General features: G+C 61.0%; 16 protein-coding genes. 9 read left to right on the plus strand and 7 right to left on the minus strand.

The window, feature by feature from the left end:
• Positions 1 to 84: 84 nt before the first annotated feature.
• From dgcA to M2394_RS08440, 3 genes are all read right to left on the minus strand, one after another.
• Entirely contained in the window at positions 85 to 2145 is a 2061-nt protein-coding gene (gene dgcA, locus M2394_RS08430) for a dimethylglycine demethylation protein DgcA (protein ID WP_259172108.1), read from the minus strand.
• A 15-nt stretch (positions 2146 to 2160) separates the two neighbouring features.
• Positions 2161 to 2691 (minus strand): DUF5943 domain-containing protein, encoded by a 531-nt coding sequence (locus M2394_RS08435; RefSeq protein WP_178920183.1) that lies wholly within the window; start codon positions 2689 to 2691, stop codon positions 2161 to 2163.
• A gap of 78 nt (positions 2692 to 2769) precedes the next feature.
• Positions 2770 to 3747, minus strand: a complete 978-nt coding sequence (locus M2394_RS08440; RefSeq protein ID WP_259172110.1) for a dipeptidase — start codon at positions 3745 to 3747, stop codon at positions 2770 to 2772.
• Between the two features lie 218 nt (positions 3748 to 3965).
• Here M2394_RS08440 and M2394_RS08445 point away from each other — a divergent pair, with 218 nt between their 5' ends.
• Complete coding sequence (locus tag M2394_RS08445; RefSeq protein WP_178920181.1) at positions 3966 to 4367, plus strand: lysozyme inhibitor LprI family protein; 402 nt, start codon at positions 3966 to 3968, stop codon at positions 4365 to 4367.
• A 41-nt stretch (positions 4368 to 4408) separates the two neighbouring features.
• Entirely contained in the window at positions 4409 to 4825 is a 417-nt protein-coding gene (locus tag M2394_RS08450) for a DUF3010 family protein (protein ID WP_259172112.1), read from the plus strand.
• A gap of 64 nt (positions 4826 to 4889) precedes the next feature.
• Here the strand turns inward: M2394_RS08450 and M2394_RS08455 are convergent, their stop codons facing one another.
• Together M2394_RS08455 and M2394_RS08460 are read right to left on the minus strand one after the other, a co-directional pair.
• Complete coding sequence (locus tag M2394_RS08455) at positions 4890 to 6068, minus strand: AAA family ATPase (protein WP_259172113.1); 1179 nt, start codon at positions 6066 to 6068, stop codon at positions 4890 to 4892.
• Positions 6069 to 6136: 68 nt separating this feature from the next.
• Positions 6137 to 7081, minus strand: coding sequence for a GlxA family transcriptional regulator (locus M2394_RS08460; RefSeq protein ID WP_016977789.1), 945 nt, complete (start codon positions 7079 to 7081; stop codon positions 6137 to 6139).
• A 193-nt stretch (positions 7082 to 7274) separates the two neighbouring features.
• Between M2394_RS08460 and M2394_RS08465 the strand changes: the two genes are divergently transcribed.
• The 6 genes from M2394_RS08465 to M2394_RS08490 all read left to right on the plus strand — a co-directional run bounded on the left by M2394_RS08465 (position 7275) and on the right by M2394_RS08490 (position 12716).
• On the plus strand, positions 7275 to 8219 hold the full coding sequence (locus tag M2394_RS08465) for a choline ABC transporter substrate-binding protein (RefSeq protein WP_178920178.1): 945 nt from the start codon (positions 7275 to 7277) through the stop codon (positions 8217 to 8219).
• A 77-nt stretch (positions 8220 to 8296) separates the two neighbouring features.
• On the plus strand, positions 8297 to 9184 hold the full coding sequence (locus M2394_RS08470; RefSeq protein ID WP_176996685.1) for a 3-keto-5-aminohexanoate cleavage protein: 888 nt from the start codon (positions 8297 to 8299) through the stop codon (positions 9182 to 9184).
• Between the two features lie 145 nt (positions 9185 to 9329).
• A complete protein-coding gene (locus tag M2394_RS08475; RefSeq protein ID WP_259172114.1) occupies positions 9330 to 10295 on the plus strand; it encodes an L-carnitine dehydrogenase in 966 nt (321 codons plus the stop codon).
• A gap of 126 nt (positions 10296 to 10421) precedes the next feature.
• A complete protein-coding gene (locus M2394_RS08480) occupies positions 10422 to 10898 on the plus strand; it encodes a thioesterase family protein (protein WP_178924136.1) in 477 nt (158 codons plus the stop codon).
• A gap of 16 nt (positions 10899 to 10914) precedes the next feature.
• The gene (locus M2394_RS08485; protein WP_259172115.1) at positions 10915 to 12075 is read left to right on the plus strand and encodes a gamma-butyrobetaine dioxygenase; all 1161 of its coding nucleotides are present in this window, start codon (positions 10915 to 10917) and stop codon (positions 12073 to 12075) included.
• A gap of 377 nt (positions 12076 to 12452) precedes the next feature.
• Positions 12453 to 12716, plus strand: coding sequence for a hypothetical protein (locus tag M2394_RS08490; RefSeq protein WP_176996689.1), 264 nt, complete (start codon positions 12453 to 12455; stop codon positions 12714 to 12716).
• 120 nt (positions 12717 to 12836) lie between these two features.
• Here M2394_RS08490 and M2394_RS08495 read toward each other — a convergent pair whose 3' ends face one another.
• Both M2394_RS08495 and M2394_RS08500 read right to left on the minus strand, forming a co-directional pair.
• On the minus strand, positions 12837 to 13940 hold the full coding sequence (locus tag M2394_RS08495) for a GlxA family transcriptional regulator (RefSeq protein ID WP_049711185.1): 1104 nt from the start codon (positions 13938 to 13940) through the stop codon (positions 12837 to 12839).
• A 514-nt stretch (positions 13941 to 14454) separates the two neighbouring features.
• Complete coding sequence (locus tag M2394_RS08500; RefSeq protein WP_178924140.1) at positions 14455 to 15831, minus strand: L-serine ammonia-lyase; 1377 nt, start codon at positions 15829 to 15831, stop codon at positions 14455 to 14457.
• Between the two features lie 572 nt (positions 15832 to 16403).
• Here M2394_RS08500 and M2394_RS08505 point away from each other — a divergent pair.
• Positions 16404 to 17351, plus strand: coding sequence for a choline ABC transporter substrate-binding protein (locus M2394_RS08505; protein WP_176996691.1), 948 nt, complete (start codon positions 16404 to 16406; stop codon positions 17349 to 17351).
• The last annotated feature ends 16 nt before the right edge of the window (positions 17352 to 17367 follow it).

The following is a 17367-nucleotide window of genomic DNA, read 5'->3' on the forward strand; positions in this document are numbered from 1 at the left end:
GCGGTGGTTCAGCCACCGGATGTATCGACTGACACACCGCCTTCGCGAGCAAGCCCGCTCCCACATTTGACCGAGTTCACCTCGTCAGAAATCCTTGCACAAGCGCAGGGCGTCATAGATCGCAGCGTGGGTATTGCGCTGCGCCACACAGTCACCGATGCGGAACAGCAAGTACCCGTCACCCGCCTCGCTCAAGCACGGCTGCGGCTTGATCGCGAACAGCGCTTCGACGTCGATCTGGCCCTTGTTGCGCGAGCCTTCCTTGAGTGCGTAGTAGATGGCTTCGTCCGGGCGCACGCCGTTCTCGACGACCACCTGGTCCACCACCCGCTCCTCTTTGGCGCCGGTGTATTCGTTCTCCAGCACCGCCACCAGCTTGTCGCCTTCGCGGTAGACCTTTTCCAGCATCATGTCGCCGGTCATGATCACTTCTTTGGGGTACATGCTGCGGTAGTAGGTGGGGAACGACGTACCGCCAATGGCCACGCCCGGCTTGATGTCGTCGGTGACGATCTCGACCTGGCTGCCTTTGTCGGCCAGGAAGTCGGCCACCGACATGCCGGTGAATTCGCAGATGGTGTCGTACACCAGCACGTTCTTGCCCGGCGCGACTTTGCCGTCGAGCACGTCCCAACTGCTGACGACCAAGCCTTCAGCCGCGCCCCAGTGTTCGTTCTGCTCGACGTTCGGGTTGCCACCGACCGCCAGCACCACCACGTCCGGACGCAAGTCCAGGATGGTATCGGCATCGGCCGCCACGCCCAGGCGCAGGTCGACTTTCAAGCGAGCCAGTTCCAGCTGGAACCAGCGCGTGATACCGGCGATCTGGTCACGCTGCGGCGCCTTGGACGCCGTGGTGATCTGCCCTCCGATAAATTCTTTTTTCTCGAACAGGGTCACATCGTGGCCACGCTCGGCGGCGACGCGCGCAGCTTCCATCCCGGCAGGGCCGGCCCCCACCACCACGACTTTGCGTTTTGGCCCGGTGGATTTTTCGATGATGTGCGGCACGCCCATGTATTCGCGGGAGGTCGCGGCGTTCTGGATGCACAGCACATCCAGCCCTTGGTACTGGCGGTCGATGCAGTAGTTGGCGCCGACGCACTGTTTGATCTGGTCGATCTGGCCCATCTTGATCTTGGCGATCAGGTGCGGGTCGGCGATGTGTGCACGGGTCATACCGACCATGTCCACATAACCGCCTTCCAGAATCCGCGTGGCCTGGTTCGGGTCCTTGATGTTCTGCGCGTGCAGCACCGGCACCTTGACCACTTCCTTGATACCGGCCGCCAAGTGCAGGAATGGCTCCGGTGGATAACTCATGTTCGGGATCACGTTGGCCAGGGTGTTGTGCGTGTCACACCCCGAACCCACCACGCCGATGAAATCGAGCATGCCGGTGTCGTCGTAGTACTTGGCGATCTGCTTCATGTCCTCGTGGGACAAGCCGTCCGGGTGGAATTCGTCACCGCACAGGCGCATGCCCACGCAGAAGTCATCGCCCACTTCGGCGCGCACGGCCTTGAGCACTTCCAGGCCGAACTTCATGCGGCCTTCAAAGGTGCCACCCCATTCATCGGTACGCTTGTTGACCCGCGGGCTCCAGAACTGGTCGATCATGTGCTGGTGCACGGCGGACAGTTCCACGCCATCCAGGCCACCGGCCTTGGCACGGCGTGCAGCCTGGGCGTAGTTGCCGATCACGCGCCAGATTTCTTCTGGCTCGATGGTCTTGCACGTGGCACGGTGCACCGGCTCACGCACGCCAGACGGTGACATCAGCGTCGGCCAGTTGAAGCCGTCCCAACGCGAGCGACGGCCCATGTGGGTAATCTGGATCATGATCTTGGCGCCATGCTTGTGCATGGCGTCGGCGAGGTTCTGGAAGTGCGGGATGATGCGATCGGTGGACAAGTTCACCGAACTCCACCATTCCTGCGGGCTGTCGATGGCCACCACCGAGGAGCCGCCACAGATCGCCAGGCCGATGCCGCCCTTGGCTTTCTCTTCGTAGTACTTCACATAGCGGTCAGTGGTCATCCCGCCGTCGGTGGCATACACCTCGGCGTGGGCAGTGCTGAGTACGCGGTTGCGAATAGTCAGTTTGCCGATCTGGATCGGCTGGAACATTGCTTCGAAAGCCATGGCACGGTCCTCGGCTTACAACGGCTTGACGGTGAACAGGCCGTCATCGTGGCCCTCTTCGGAGCCTCCGTAGACTTGCTCTGCGACAGTGCGGATCTGGCTACCGCGCGCTTGAAGAATCTGGTCCATGGCGCCGGCAAACCAGCCGGTGAACATGTAGTCGACTTTGCGCCCGACCTTGCCGTACACGTAGACGAACGCCGAGTGTTCCAGCTTGACGCTGGCAGTGCCCTTGTCCAGGTCGATGTCCTGGATCTTGAACAGGCCCCAGCCGCGTTGCGACAGGCGCTTCATGTAGTGCTCGAACACCGCAACGCCTTCCAGGCCGTGGCATTCAGCTTCTTTCTCGCACCAGTGCCAGGCGGACTTGTAGCCGGCCTTGTAGAGGATTTCGGCATAAGCCTCGGCGCCCAGCACTTCTTCGATACCGATGTGGTTGTTGACGAAGAAATGGCGCGGCACGTACAGCATCGGCAGGGCGTCGGAGGTCCAGACACCGGTTTCGCTGTCGACTTCGATAGGCAATTGCGGGGCGATCTTGGCCATGGAAACTTAACTCCAGAAAATTCGTTTGGATGCCCGCTGCGCGAAAGGCAGCGGGTTAAGGATTAGGAGAGCGGTGGCTTATTCGCCCCAGACGTCTTTCAAGACGTTGACCCAGTTCTCGCCCATGATCTTGCGCACCACACGCTCGCTGTGACCGCGCTTGAGCAGGGTCTCGGTGAGGTTGGGGAACTCGCCCACGGTGCGGATGCCCAGCGGGTTGATGATCTTGCCGAAGCTGGTCAGGCGGCGGGCGTAGCCCTTGTCATGGGTCAGCATTTCGAAGAAATCCTGGCCATGGCCCTGGGTGAAGTCGGTGCCGATGCCGATGGCGTCTTCGCCGACGATGTTCATGGTGTATTCGATGGCTTCGGCGTAGTCGTCGATGGTCGAATCGATGCCCTTGGCCAGGAACGGCGCAAACATGGTCACGCCGACAAAACCGCCGTGGTCGGCGATGAACTTGAGTTCTTCATCGGACTTGTTGCGCGGGTGCTCTTTAAGCCCGGACGGCAGGCAGTGGGAGTAGCACACCGGTTTCTTGGATTCGAGGATGACTTCTTCGGACGTTTTGGAGCCCACGTGGGACAAGTCGCACATGATGCCGACACGGTTCATCTCGCCGACGACCTCACGGCCAAAGCCCGACAGGCCGCCGTCACGCTCGTAGCAGCCGGTGCCGACCAGGTTCTGGGTGTTGTAGCACATCTGCACCACCCCCACGCCGAGCTGCTTGAAGATCTCGACATAGCCCAGTTGGTCTTCGAAGGCATGGGCGTTCTGGAAGCCGAAGATGATGCCGGTCTTGCCCAGTTCCTTGGCGCGACGGATGTCTGTGGTGGTTTTCACCGGGATCACCAGGTCGCTGTTTTCACGGATCAGGGTCTGGCTGGCCACGATGTTATTGATGGTGGCCTGGAACCCTTCCCACACCGACACAGTGCAGTTGGCGGCGGTAAGGCCGCCTTTGCGCATGTCCTCGAACAGGTCACGGTTCCACTTGGCAATAATCAGCCCGTCGATAACGATGCTGTCGGCGTGCAATTCGGCTGGGCTCATCAGGCGTCCCCTTATTGGCGATTCATGCGCCGAATCGTCTGCCGGCGCTTTGGGGCCAGCATATGCCCAGGGGCCGACAGAGCCGGGTGCAAAAACGACAGGGGAATTGCCGAAAGCGTCAATCCACGACAAAGGCTGCTATGACACGTCTGACTGGCAGCTGTTATTTGTCTTACGCTTGGGCCAGAATTCCGCATCACCTGATATGAGACGGCGCAATGAAATCGATTTTCCTGGCTTTGGCACTCATCGCAACCACCGCACACGCGGCTGAAGACACCGACAACACGCCGTGCGATGGCATCGAAAACGACAAGCAAACCCTGGAATGCGCCACCTACAACAAAACCACCGCCGAGCAATTGCTCAAGGACAACTACCAGGGCCTGCTCGAACGCATGGGTTCGACCTACGGCAGCAACAAGTCGCAGCTCGCCGACATTACCGCTCGTCTGAAGGATGCCCAGCAGAAGTGGGAAAAACTGCGTGACGCCGATTGCGCCGTGGACACCTTCCCGGCGGTGAACGGCACCAAGGCATACGCGATCCAGCAGAACGACTGCCTGGCGCGGATGAGTGATGAGCGGTCGGAATTTTTGGAGTCGATCGGGCAGGAATAAGCGACAATCGCCGCCACTTTCTCTCTGAAACAAGGCGACTCATGAAGACTTGCGGCATCGAAATCAAAGGCAGCGAAGCCATCATCGCTGTCGCTTCCCTGGACAACGGGGCGCTGGCCCATGTCGCCTTGGCCACCAAGAAAATCGCTCTGGAAGACGACGATGAAGCGGCCAACATCAAAGCCTTCGCCGCTCAAGTGAAGGCGTTTGTGCAGGACAACGCCATCGAGCGTATCGCCATCAAGAAGCGCAGCAAGAAAGGCGAATTTGCCGGGGGCCCGACCACGTTCAAGATTGAAGGGGTGTTTCAGCTGCTCGACGGTGTGGAGGTGACGCTGCTGTCGCCGCAGACCATTAATGCGCAGAATAAGAAGCACAACTTCGAGTTGCCGGCGACGCTGAACAAGTACCAGCACGAAGCCTACAAAGCGGCATGCTCGGCCCTGCTGAAAAAATAAGCCACACCGCCTATCCACTGTGGGAGCTGGCAAGCCAGCTCCCACATTTGATTTGAGTTGCCCCTTAGTCAGGTGTACGGCGCTTGTGCTTCAGCCAATCTCCAAACGTCTTGTCCTCCAGGGCATACCCGCCCCGGCTCGATTTCCACACCAGTTCTTTGTCACGCAGGGCATCGATGCAGGCCTGAATCGTCTGGGTGCCCGGCACTACGTCGCTGCCCATCTCTTCCAGCGCCTTGCTGACTGCCGCCAGGGTGCTGTCGGTAAACGGCGCGAACGGTTCGTTGTTTTGCGAACGCTCCACCATCACGTCCAGCACGGCACGTTGGGGAATAGTGAGATTGTTCCAGGCGCTTTCAAATTCGGTCCACACGCCCGCGCGCAGTAACTCGGCGCGGCTGTGCAGCAGTTGGCCCAGGTTGCTGGCCTCGCCCAACTCCAGCGCCACTTCACCGATGATGGTGCGCAACATCTCTGGACGCCGGCCCACCAACTCAAAGGCCTCATCGATATCGGCCGCGTTGAATTGGTTGGTCTTGGCCAGATTTGCGTTGAGGTGCGCGGTGTAAGCCTGGGTGAACGCTTTGCCCAACAGTGGAAACGGCGTGATGCTGGAGCCGAAGAACGGCTGACTTTTACCCAATACCAAGTGGGCCAGCTTGTCGCGGTTGGAACCGGTGAACACCAGGTGCAAACCACTGCCGTCCTCGTCTCTACCTTGGTTTAGCTGGTCCCGGGCGGCCTTCAGCGCGAACATCGCATTGATGCCTGAATCGCTGGTCAGCGCGTGCTGTGCCTCATCAATCACCAGCACGACGGGTTTTTCCGCAGCGTGGTGCAGCAGCTCCAGCGCCTGGGTCAATGTTGCGCCAACAGGCAATTGCGGCTTGCTGAAGTCCCAGGACAGTGTCCGCAGAAAGCTCAGCTTTTCGATGCCAATGTTCTTGGCCAGCTTGCGGATGCCCTTTTCATAGGGCACCAGCGCGGCGGCAATTGCGCTGGCAATCAACTCTGCCGGATCTTTCTCTTTGTCCGCCCACAGGTCGACATACACGGCCAGCCAGCCTCGAAGCTGGCACTCCGGGATCAGGTCTTCACGTAGAAAGGTACTTTTGCCTGTTCGGCGCGGTGCGGCGAGAAACAGGCCAGAGGTGAAATCCTGAATGCCAGCCCCCACCAGGCCGTCGGCAATGCTGCTAGCCAGGGCGGGGCGGCGGAATACAAAGCCGCTGTGCTTGGACATGGTTTTATACTCAATTATTCAAAGAACTATAAATTATAGTCATGAGTATAATTGACTATAATTGCCCGTCAAACCACCTCCCGTCGCCGATCCTCCCTCGGGCACTTGGCAAACCGCGCCCGGTAGCTGCGGGTGAAATACGACGGCGACTCAAACCCGCAGGCAATACTCACTTCCAGCACGCTCATGTCGCTCTGGCGCAAGAGCTGCCGGGCTTTCTCCAGGCGCAGGCCGAGGTAGAAGTTGCTGGGGGTATCGTTCAAATGCAGACGAAACAGGCGCTCCAGCTGGCGGCGGGTCACTTTGATCGCTTCCGCCAGGGCCAGGGTGCTCAAGGGCGGCTCAGTGTGCTGCTCCATCTCACCAATCACCTGCACCAGCTTTTTGTTGTTGATGCCATAGCGTGTGGCGATCTGCATGCGCTGGTGGTCTTTGCGCGGGCGGATGCGGCCGAGCACGAACTGTTCGGACACCTGGATCGCCAGTTCCGGGCCATGGGCCTGGGCGATCAGGTCGAGCATCAGGTCGATGGAGGCCGTACCGCCGGCGCAGGTGATGCGGCGGCGGTCGATCTCGAACAGTTCCTGGGTCACGGTGAGCTGTGGATAAGATTCCTTGAAGGCGTCGATGGCTTCCCAATGCAGGGTCAGGCGGTGGCCGTCCAGCAAGCCCGCTTCGGCGAGCACGCAAGCGCCGGTGTCGATGGCGCCCAGGGTCACGCCGTCGTGATCGAGGCGGCGCAGCCAGTGTTCCAGGGCGGGTGTGGCGAACTGCAACGGTTCGAAGCCTGCCACGACTAACAACGTCGCGCCCTTTTTCAGCGGCTCCAGCGCAGCGTCGGCGTTGACCGACATGCCATTGCTCGCCAGCACCGCGCCACCGTCGGCACTCAGCACATGCCAGCGGTACAGCTCGCCACGAAAGCGGTTGGCCACCCGCAGCGGTTCCAGCGCAGAGATAAAGCCAATGGCCGAGAAACCCGGCATCAGCAAAAAGTAGAAATCCTGGGACATGGTGGCGCTCTCGTAGGACGGGCAGCGTGGCACTGTGATACTCCCGTTCTCGGGTGGATTCAAGGGGGCAGGTCGCTGCAGTGCAAGAGCTGGTCGCCGCCGTGCGTTTTGTCGCCCCCAAAGCTACGTAACTTGGCCTCACGGCGCACAAAGACGCCGGACCCCACAATAACGACCTGCCGAGGGATCCACCATGAACCGACTGATCAGCCGCTGCGTGCTCGCACTCAGCGCCAGCGCCATCTTGAGCACCAACGTACTGGCCGCCGACGCGGCGTCCTGCCAGAACGTGCGCATGGGCGTGGTGAACTGGACCGACGTAATCGCCACCAGCGCCATGACCCAAGTGTTGCTCGACGGCCTCGGCTACAAGACCAAACAGACCAGCGCCTCCCAGCAAATCATCTTCGCCGGCATCCGCGACCAACGCCTGGACCTGTTCCTGGGCTACTGGAACCCGCTGATGACCCAGACCATCACGCCGTTCGTCGACGCCAAGCAGGTCAAGGTCCTCGACAAGCCGAGCCTGGAAGACGCGCGCGCCACGCTGGCCGTGCCGACTTACCTGGCCGACAAGGGTTTGAAGACCTTCGCCGACATCGCCAAGTTCGAAAAAGAACTGGGCGGCAAGATCTACGGCATCGAACCAGGCTCGGGCGCCAACACCCAGATCAAGGCGATGATCGCCAAGAACCAGTTCGGCCTGGGCAAGTTCCAGCTGGTTGAGTCGAGCGAAGCCGGCATGCTCGCCGCCGTCGACCGCGCCGTGCGCCGTAAGGAAGCCGTGGTGTTCTTCGGCTGGGCGCCGCACCCGATGAACGTCAACGTCGCCATGACCTACCTCACCGGCAGCGACGACGCCCTGGGCCCGAACGAAGGCATGGCCACGGTATGGAGCGTGACGTCGCCGACCTACGCCGAACAGTGCCCCAACGTGCACAAACTGCTGACCAACCTCACCTTCACCGCCGCCGACGAGAGCCGGATGATGCAGCCGTTGCTGGACCACAAGGACGCCATCGAGTCCGCCAAGCAGTGGCTCAAGGATCACCCGCAAGACCAGGCCCGCTGGCTGGAAGGCGTGACCACTTTCGACGGCAAGCCGGCCGCCGCCAACCTGCAATTGACCAGCAAATAACCTGATTCGAATCACCGTTTCGCAGCCGCTCCTGGCTGCGAACGGCACCACTACGCCCGCCTGTAAGGAACCGCCTCATGAACCACGACGTCATCATCACCTGCGCACTCACCGGTGCTGGCGACACGACCAGCAAAAGCCCACACGTGCCGGTCACTCCCAAACAAATCGCCGCCGCCGCGGTAGAAGCCGCCAAAGCCGGCGCCACGGTTGTGCACTGCCATGTGCGTGACCCGCAAACCGGCAAGTTCAGCCGCGACGTGGCCCTGTACCGCGAAGTGATGGAGCGCATCCGCGAGGCCGACATCGACATCATCGTCAACCTCACCGCCGGCATGGGCGGCGACCTGGAGATCGGCGGCGGCGAGAACCCGATGGAGTTCGGCCCCAACACCGACCTGGTCGGCCCGCTGACCCGCCTGGCCCACGTGGAAGAGCTGCTGCCGGAAATCTGCACCCTGGACTGCGGCACCCTGAACTTCGGTGATGGCGACACCATTTACGTCTCCACCCCTGCGCAACTGCGGGCCGGCGCCAAACGCATCCAGGAGCTGGGTGTGAAGGCCGAGCTGGAAATCTTCGACACCGGGCACCTGTGGTTCGCCAAGCAGATGATCAAAGAAGGCCTGCTGGACGACCCGCTGTTCCAACTGTGCCTGGGCATCCCATGGGGCGCACCGGCCGACACCACCACCATGAAGGCCATGGTCGACAACTTGCCGGCCAACGCCGTGTGGGCAGGCTTCGGCATCGGCCGCATGCAAATGCCGATGGCCGCGCAAGCGGTGCTGCTGGGCGGCAACGTGCGGGTCGGCCTGGAAGACAACCTGTGGCTGGACAAGGGTGTGCTCGCCACCAACGGCCAGCTGGTGGAACGCGCCAGTGAAATCCTCAGCCGCCTGGGCGCACGGGTCATGACCCCGGCCGAAGGCCGCGTGAAGATGGGCCTGACCAAGCGCGGCTGATACCTGTCACAACCGAATCGAAATGTGGGAGCGGGCTTGCTCGCGAATGCGGTGAATCAGTCACCCAATGCATCAACTGACACACCGCATTCGCGAGCAAGCCCGCTCCCACATGGGTACATCACATTCTTCAGGAACATTGCCCATGAGCTTTATCACCGAAATCAAAACCTTCGCCGCCCTCGGCAGCGGTGTCATCGGCAGCGGCTGGGTGTCCCGCGCCCTGGCCCATGGCCTGGATGTCGTAGCCTGGGACCCGGCGCCCGGCGCCGAAGCCGCATTGCGCAAACGCGTCGCCAATGCCTGGGGCGCCCTTGAGAAACAAGGCCTGGCACCGGGTGCCTCCCAGGACCGCCTGCGCTTTGTCGCCACCATCGAGGAGTGCGTGAAAGACGCCGACTTCATCCAGGAAAGCGCTCCGGAACGCCTGGAGCTGAAACTGGAGTTGCACAGCAAGATCAGCGCGGCGGCCAAGCCCAACGCATTGATCGGCTCCAGCACATCCGGTCTGTTGCCGAGCGAATTCTATGAAGGCTCGACCCACCCGGAACGCTGCGTGGTCGGCCACCCGTTCAACCCGGTTTACCTGCTGCCGCTGGTGGAAGTGGTGGGCGGCAAGAACACCGCACCCGAGGCCATCCAGGCGGCGATCAAGGTGTATGAATCCCTCGGCATGCGCCCGCTGCACGTGCGCAAGGAAGTCCCCGGTTTCATCGCCGACCGCCTGCTCGAAGCGTTGTGGCGCGAGGCGCTGCACCTGGTCAATGACGGCGTGGCCACCACCGGCGAAATCGACGACGCGATCCGTTTTGGCGCCGGCCTGCGCTGGTCGTTCATGGGCACTTTCCTGACCTACACCCTGGCCGGTGGCGACGCTGGCATGCGGCACTTCATGGCGCAATTCGGCCCGGCGTTGCAACTGCCGTGGACCTACCTGCCGGCGCCGGAGCTGACCGACAAGCTGATCGATGACGTGGTGGACGGCACCAGCGATCAGTTGGGCAAGCACAGCATTTCGGCGCTGGAACGCTATCGTGATGATTGCCTGCTGGCGGTGCTGGAAGCGGTGAAGACCACCAAGGAAAAGCACGGCATGAGCTTCGCTGAGTAACTAATGTGGGAGCGGGCTTGCTCGCGAATGCGGTGGATCAGTCACGAATGCATCAACTGACACACCGTATTCGCGAGCAAGCCCGCTCCCACATTTTTGATCGAGTACATTCTTGGGATTCACACCATGCCTGCACTGACCACCTACACCACCCCCATCCAGCCCGACTGGGTGGACTACAACGGCCATCTACGCGATGCGTTCTACCTGCTGATCTTCAGCTACGCCACCGACGCGCTGATGGACACCCTGGGCCTGGACAGCGAAAACCGCGATGCCAGCGGCCATTCGCTGTTTACCCTGGAACTGCACCTGAACTACCTGCACGAAGTGAAATTGGGCGCTGAGGTCGAGGTGCACACCCAACTCATCGCCCATGACGCCAAGCGCCTGCACCTCTATCACAGCCTGCACCTCGTGGGCGACGAGAAGGAACTGGCGGGCAACGAGCAGATGCTGCTGCACGTCGACCTCGCCGGCCCGCACTCCGCGCCGTTCACCGAGGCCACGCTGAAAAAACTCACGACCATCAGCGCAGAACAGGCCGACCTGCCGCGCCCTGCCCTGCTTGGCCGAGTGATTGGACTGCCACCCAAAAAATAAAAAACAAGGAGCCACCATGCAAACCGCCGCCGCTGTTGCCGATTTCCGTACCTACCCGAAGATCTGTGACCTCGACGAGGTCCAGGTGCTCGACGATCAGATTCGCGTGCGCTGGGCCGATGGACGGGTCAGCCCTTTCCATCATCAGTGGCTGCGGGACAACTGCCCGTGCGCGCACTGCGTGTACAGCGTGACCCGCGAGCAGGTGCTGGAGATCGTCGATGTGGACGAACAGCTCACCGCGATCAGCGCGCACATCGTGCAAGGTGACCTGAGCGTGGAATGGAGCGGCGGCCACCACAGCCGGTACGACCCTGGCTGGTTGCGGGCTCACGCCTACGACGATGAATCCCGTGCCGAACGGCGGGCGGCGAAACCCAAATCCCAGCTGTGGGACAGCCGTTTCGAGCTGCCGGTTTTCGACTATACAGCCATCATGCAAGACCCCGGCGTGTTGCTGCAGTGGTTACTGGCCCTGCGCGACACCGGCCTGACGCAAATCCGTGGCGTGCCCACCGAGCCCGGCTCCCTGGCGTTCATCGCCAAGCGCATTTCGTTCATCCGCGAGAGCAACTTCGGCGTGCTGTTCAACGTGCAATCCAAGGCCGATGCCGACAGCAATGCCTACACCGCTTTCAACCTGCCGCTGCACAGTGATTTGCCGACGCGAGAGCTGCAACCGGGCCTGCAGTTCCTGCATTGCCTGGTGAACGACGCCGACGGTGGCGAAAGCATTTTTGTCGACGGGTTTGCCATCGCCCAGGCCCTGCGCAACGAAGACCCCGAGGCGTTTCGCGCGCTGTGTGAGATCCCCGTGGAGTTTCGCAACAAGGACCGCCACAGCGACTACCGCCGGCTCGCACCGATCATCGCCCTGGATGCCTTGGGCGAAGTGGCGGAGATCCGCATGGCCAACTTCCTGCGCGGGCCGTTCGAGGCCAGCGTGGAGCAGATGCCTCTGTTGTACCGCGCGTATCGGCGGTTTATTGCGATGACGCGGGAGGCTCGTTTCCGCGTGGTACAGCGCCTGAATCCGGGGGAGTTGTGGTGCTTTGATAACCGCCGCACGTTGCATGCGCGCCATGCATTCGACCCGGCGTCCGGGGCGCGGCATTTTCAGGGGTGCTATATCGATCGGGATGAGTTGTTGTCCCGGATATTGGTATTGCAAAGGTAGACCGAGGCGCGGCCTTCGCGAGCAAGCCCTCTCCCACATTTGACCGAGTTCCAACTTTGGAATGCATCCCCCTGTAGGAGCCGGCTTGCCGGCGATGGCGTCAGCACAAACTCCCCAAAACCCAGGCAAAAAAAGCCCCGACCCAGCCGTGACTGGATCGGGGCAGAGCGCTTGGTGTGAGCGTGACATCCCGAGGGTGACCAAACCTTCAAGGTGCTTGCTTGGCATTCAGTGTGCCTATTACTTCTGTCGGTAAATGGCCCGAAAACGACATGCTCATAGCCATCTGAGGCATTCGCTGATTCTGCCCTTGCCGACCGGTCGGAGGCCTACCAGAATCGAGGTCAGACCCCGCTCCCTACACCAGGAAAAACGCCATGATGCACGCGGATTTGATTGACCAGGATGACCTGCTGGGCCACCTGCGCTCGCTGGGTTTTGAAGTGTCCAGCGGTGCCACCGCTGAGCAGGCTTGCGAGTGCGCGGTACGCGGTTTGAGTGCGGCTCGGGCCAAGGCACTCAAGGGCATGGTGGAACAGATGTACACCGGCAGCGCGACGATTTTGCCGGCGGTGCGCCAGGCGATCGACAAGCAGTTGTTGCCGGCGTTGGTGCAGTTCAAGCAGAACTCTGGCGCCTGATAGACCGCTATCGCAGCGGTGCGACGACTCGACAAGCCAGCTCCCACATTCGACTGCATTCCAAAATTGGAACTCGGTCAAGTGTGGGAGCTGGCTTGCCTGCGATGAAGGCGACTCGGTCTAAAGCCGTACACTCGCAAACGTCGACTCATTACGCGCCTGGCTCAACGCCGACATCGGCCCCGACAACGGTGACAACACCAGTGCCTGCGGAATCGGCATCATCGCCACTTGCTGCGCGGTGTTGGAGCCTACGCGTTCGTCCCGTGGCGGAATGCCGAAGTATTCGCGGTAGCACTTGGAGAAGTGCGGCGTGGAGACAAACCCGCACACCGACGCCACTTCGATGATCGACATCGGCGTTTGCTTGAGCAGCTGCCGTGCACGGATCAGGCGCAGCTTGAGGTAGTAGCGCGACGGCGAGCAGTGCAGGTATTTCTGGAACAGGCGCTCCAGCTGACGACGGGACACGGCGACATACACCGCCAGTTCGTCCAGGTCGATCGGCTCTTCCAGGTTGGCTTCCATCAGCGCGACGATTTCCTGCAGCTTCGGCTGGTTGGTGCCGAGCATGTGCTTGAGCGGCACACGCTGGTGATCCTGTTCGTTGCGGATGCGTTCGTACACGAACATCTCGGAGATGGCGGCCGACAGTTCACGGCCGTGGTCGCGACTGATCAGGTGCAGCATCATGTCCAGCGGCGCGGTGCCGCCCGAACTGGTGAAGCGGTTACGGTCGAGGGTGAACAGGCGTGTGCTCATGGCCACGCGGGGGAAGGCTTCCTGCATCGACGCCAGGCATTCCCAGTGCACGCTGCAATCGAACCCGTCCAGCAAACCGGCACAGGCCAGGGCCCAACTGCCGGTACACACCGCGCCAAGGCGGCGGGACTGACGCGCCTGGCTTTGCAACCACGACACGTGCTCACGGGTCACGGTACGTTGGATACCCACGCCGCCGCACACAATCACGGTGTCCAGGGCTGGGGCTTTGTGCATGGAGGCATCGGGGGTGATCTGCAGACCGTCGCTGGCCCACACCTGGTTTCCGTCAACACTCAAGGTGGTCCAGCGATACAGTTCGCGGCCGGAGAGTTGGTTGGCCATGCGCAGCGGTTCGACTGCGGAAGCCAGGGAAATCAGCGTGAAATTGTCCAGCAGCAAAAAGCCGATGGATTGAGGCGCACGGTTCTGGGGTTGGGCCCCGGAGTTGAACGACGTCATCGCGGTATCTCCTCACACAAAGCGGGTGATGGCCTCAGGCGAGGCTCTTGTTATTGCGCTCGTCTGCGACACAGAACGAGGCTTTGAATTGATAGAGCAAATGCCATGCCTAAAATTGAATGGCCGTCCAATAACTCCTAAAAACGACCTCATGACGCGTCTATATAAGCCCGCGCGGTATGTACGGGATATGGTCCGAAATGGGCGTAGGAGCAGTCCTAGCCGAGGGGTGTGAGCAGATCGGTAGCACTTGTGGGAAGGCGCTTTGCGGGTGTGGGAGAAGTCTGTCACCGCAAGCGCGGAGGACGAGGGGTCAGGCGGGAAATCGTTTGGGAGCTACTTATCTGTTTGCGACGCGCTAAAAGGTGGCGCTTTTGGATCCGGGTGTTCACTTTATGCGCAATGTTGCCCTTGTGGCGAGCGAGCTTGCTCGCGCTGGAGTGCGAAGCGCTCCCAAGATTTTAGGGCCGCTACGCAGCCCAACGGGAGCAAGCTCCCTCGCCACAAAAACATCTCAGCACTCAACCGCACTCACCGCCAACCCACCCCGCGATGTCTCTTTGTACTTGTCATGCATGTCCGCCCCGGTATCGCGCATGGTGCGGATCACCCGGTCCAGGGAGATGAAATGCTGGCCATCCCCGCGCAAGGCCATCTGCGCCGCGTTGATCGCCTTGACCGCCGCAATCGCATTACGCTCGATGCACGGCACTTGCACCAGCCCGCCCACCGGATCGCAGGTGAGGCCGAGGTTATGTTCCAAACCGATTTCAGCGGCGTTACACAATTGTTCCGGCGTGGCACCAAGGATTTCCGCCAAACCGGCCGCCGCCATGGCGCACGCCGAGCCCACTTCGCCCTGGCAGCCCACTTCGGCGCCGGAGATCGAGGCGTTTTTCTTGCACAGGATGCCCACCGCCGCCGCGCCGAGCAGGTAGTCGACCACGTTGGCTTCGGTGACGTCCTCGCTGAACTTCATAAAGTAGTGCAGCACTGCCGGGATGATCCCCGCCGCGCCGTTGGTCGGTGCGGTGACCATCCGCCCACCGGCCGCGTTTTCTTCGTTGACCGCCAGGGCGAACAGGTTCACCCATTCCATGGCACTCAAGGTCGAACCGATCACGTTGGGTTTGTTCAATTCCTGCAGGCTGCGATGCAACTTGGCGGCACGCCGGCGCACGTTCAGGCCACCGGGCAGGATGCCTTCGTGCTTGAGGCCTTGTTCCACGCAATCTTGCATGGCGCGCCAGAGCTTCATCAGGCCGCTGCGGATCTCTGCTTCAGAGCGCCACACCTTTTCATTGGCCATCATCAACTCGGCCACGCGCAGGTTGTGGGTCTTGCACAGCTGCAGCAACTCCACCGCGCTGGAAAAATCGTAAGGCAGCTCGGTACGGTCCATGTCGGCCACGCCGCTTTGCGCCTGGGCTTCATCCACCACGAAACCACCGCCGACTGAATAGTAGGTGTCGCGGTGCAGCTCGCCGTCATCGCCGTACACCACCAGGGTCATGGCATTGGGATGGAACGGCAGGTTTTCGTCGAGCAGGCGCATGTCCCGTGCCCACACGAACGGCACCGGCAAACGCCCGTCCAGCAGCAGCGTGTCGGTTTCGCGCAGGGTGTGAATGCGCAGGCCGATCTGTGAGGGGTCGATTGCATCCGGCCATTCACCCATCAAGCCCATGATGGTGGCGGTGTCGCTGCCATGGCCGATGCCCGTGGCAGACAGCGAGCCATAAAGCTGAACTTCGACGCGCCGCACTTGTTCCAACCATTCACGTTCACGCAGTGCTTGGACGAACAACGCCGCGGCGCGCATGGGGCCGACGGTGTGAGAACTCGAAGGCCCGATGCCGATCTTGAACAGGTCGAAAACACTGATAGCCATTGCCGTAGAACTCCTCGGGTGAACAGGCCAGGCACCTACGAGCTGCTACGCTCGTAGCTCGCGTGGCCCTTTATTGGGCCCAAGTTCGGATGCCAGGCGTCCATAACCAAGGCGCTGCGACGAGTCATAGTTCCACTATGGCGAGGAGCAGCAACGCAGGGTATGGACACCTGGCGCCGAAATTGGGATCAAGAAAGGGCCACGCGAGCTACACGGCCCAGATGGCGGCATCATCAAGCTTTTGTTCGCCGTCACGGCGTCTCACACCGACGTGACCATGCTCAGTAACGTCGCTCGTGTTCGATCACTTGTTTTGGCCGTTTTTAGCGGTGCAGATCGGTAAAAACCGCAGTTTTGCCGTGGAAAAAATCTGTAAGCGACGTCACCGACACTGGATACGACCATCCCTGTACTGGATACGACGCCCCCTGTAGGCGTCAGATTTTCACTGGTACATGATCAGTCTCGACTCGTTTGCAAGGCACCGTGCCAGAGCTGTTGTCGCACGCACCAACCGCAACACATATAAAGCGCGGCGAACGCCGCCAGAAAAAACACAGGAGTCTAGCCCCATGAAAGGTTCACCCTCGTTGTTGTTGGCCGCCATGTTGAGTCTGCCAGTCCTGGCGCACGCTGCAGAACCGGCACAATGTCAGACCGTCAACTTCTCCGATGTCGGCTGGACCGACATCACCGTCACTACCGCGACCACCAGCGAAGTCCTCAAGGGCCTGGGCTACAAGCCCCGCACCACGATGATTTCGGTGCCAGTGACCTACAAGTCCCTGGCTGACGGCAAGAACATGGACATCTTCCTCGGCAACTGGATGCCGACCATGGAAAACGACATCAAGCAGTACCGTGATGCCGGCACCGTGGAAACCGTCCGCGCCAACCTCGAAAACGCCAAGTACACCCTGGCGGTGCCCGAGGCGCTGTACAACAAAGGCCTTAAAGACTTCGCCGATATCGCCAAATTCAAGGATGAGCTGGGCGGCAAGATCTATGGCATCGAGCCGGGTAACGACGGCAATCGCACCATCCAGACCCTCATCGACAAAGACGCCTTCGGCCTGAAAACCGCTGGCTTCAAAGTGGTCGAGTCCAGCGAAGCCGGGATGCTCTCGCAAGTGGAACGCGCCACCAAGCGCGACCAGGCCATCGTGTTCCTCGGCTGGGAACCGCACCCGATGAACACCCGTTTCAAGATGAAGTACCTGACCGGGGGTGACGATTCGTTCGGCCCCAACTACGGCCAGGCCACCATCTACACCAACACCCGCAAGGGCTACACCCAGGAATGCAGCAACGTGGGCCAGCTGCTGAAAAACCTGGTGTTCACCCTGAACATGGAAAGCACCCTGATGGGTAAAGTCCTGGACGACAAACAGAAACCCGACGTCGCCGCCAAGGCCTGGCTCAAGGCCAACCCGCAAGTGCTCGACACCTGGCTCGCCGGTGTCACCACCGTTGATGGCAAACCAGGTCTGGAGGCCGTTAAAGCTTATCTCGCCAAGTAATCGCTGACCCCGGGGC

It is taken from the genome of Pseudomonas sp. BIGb0164, from assembly GCF_024810135.1.
In the GTDB taxonomy this organism is placed as follows: domain Bacteria; phylum Pseudomonadota; class Gammaproteobacteria; order Pseudomonadales; family Pseudomonadaceae; genus Aquipseudomonas.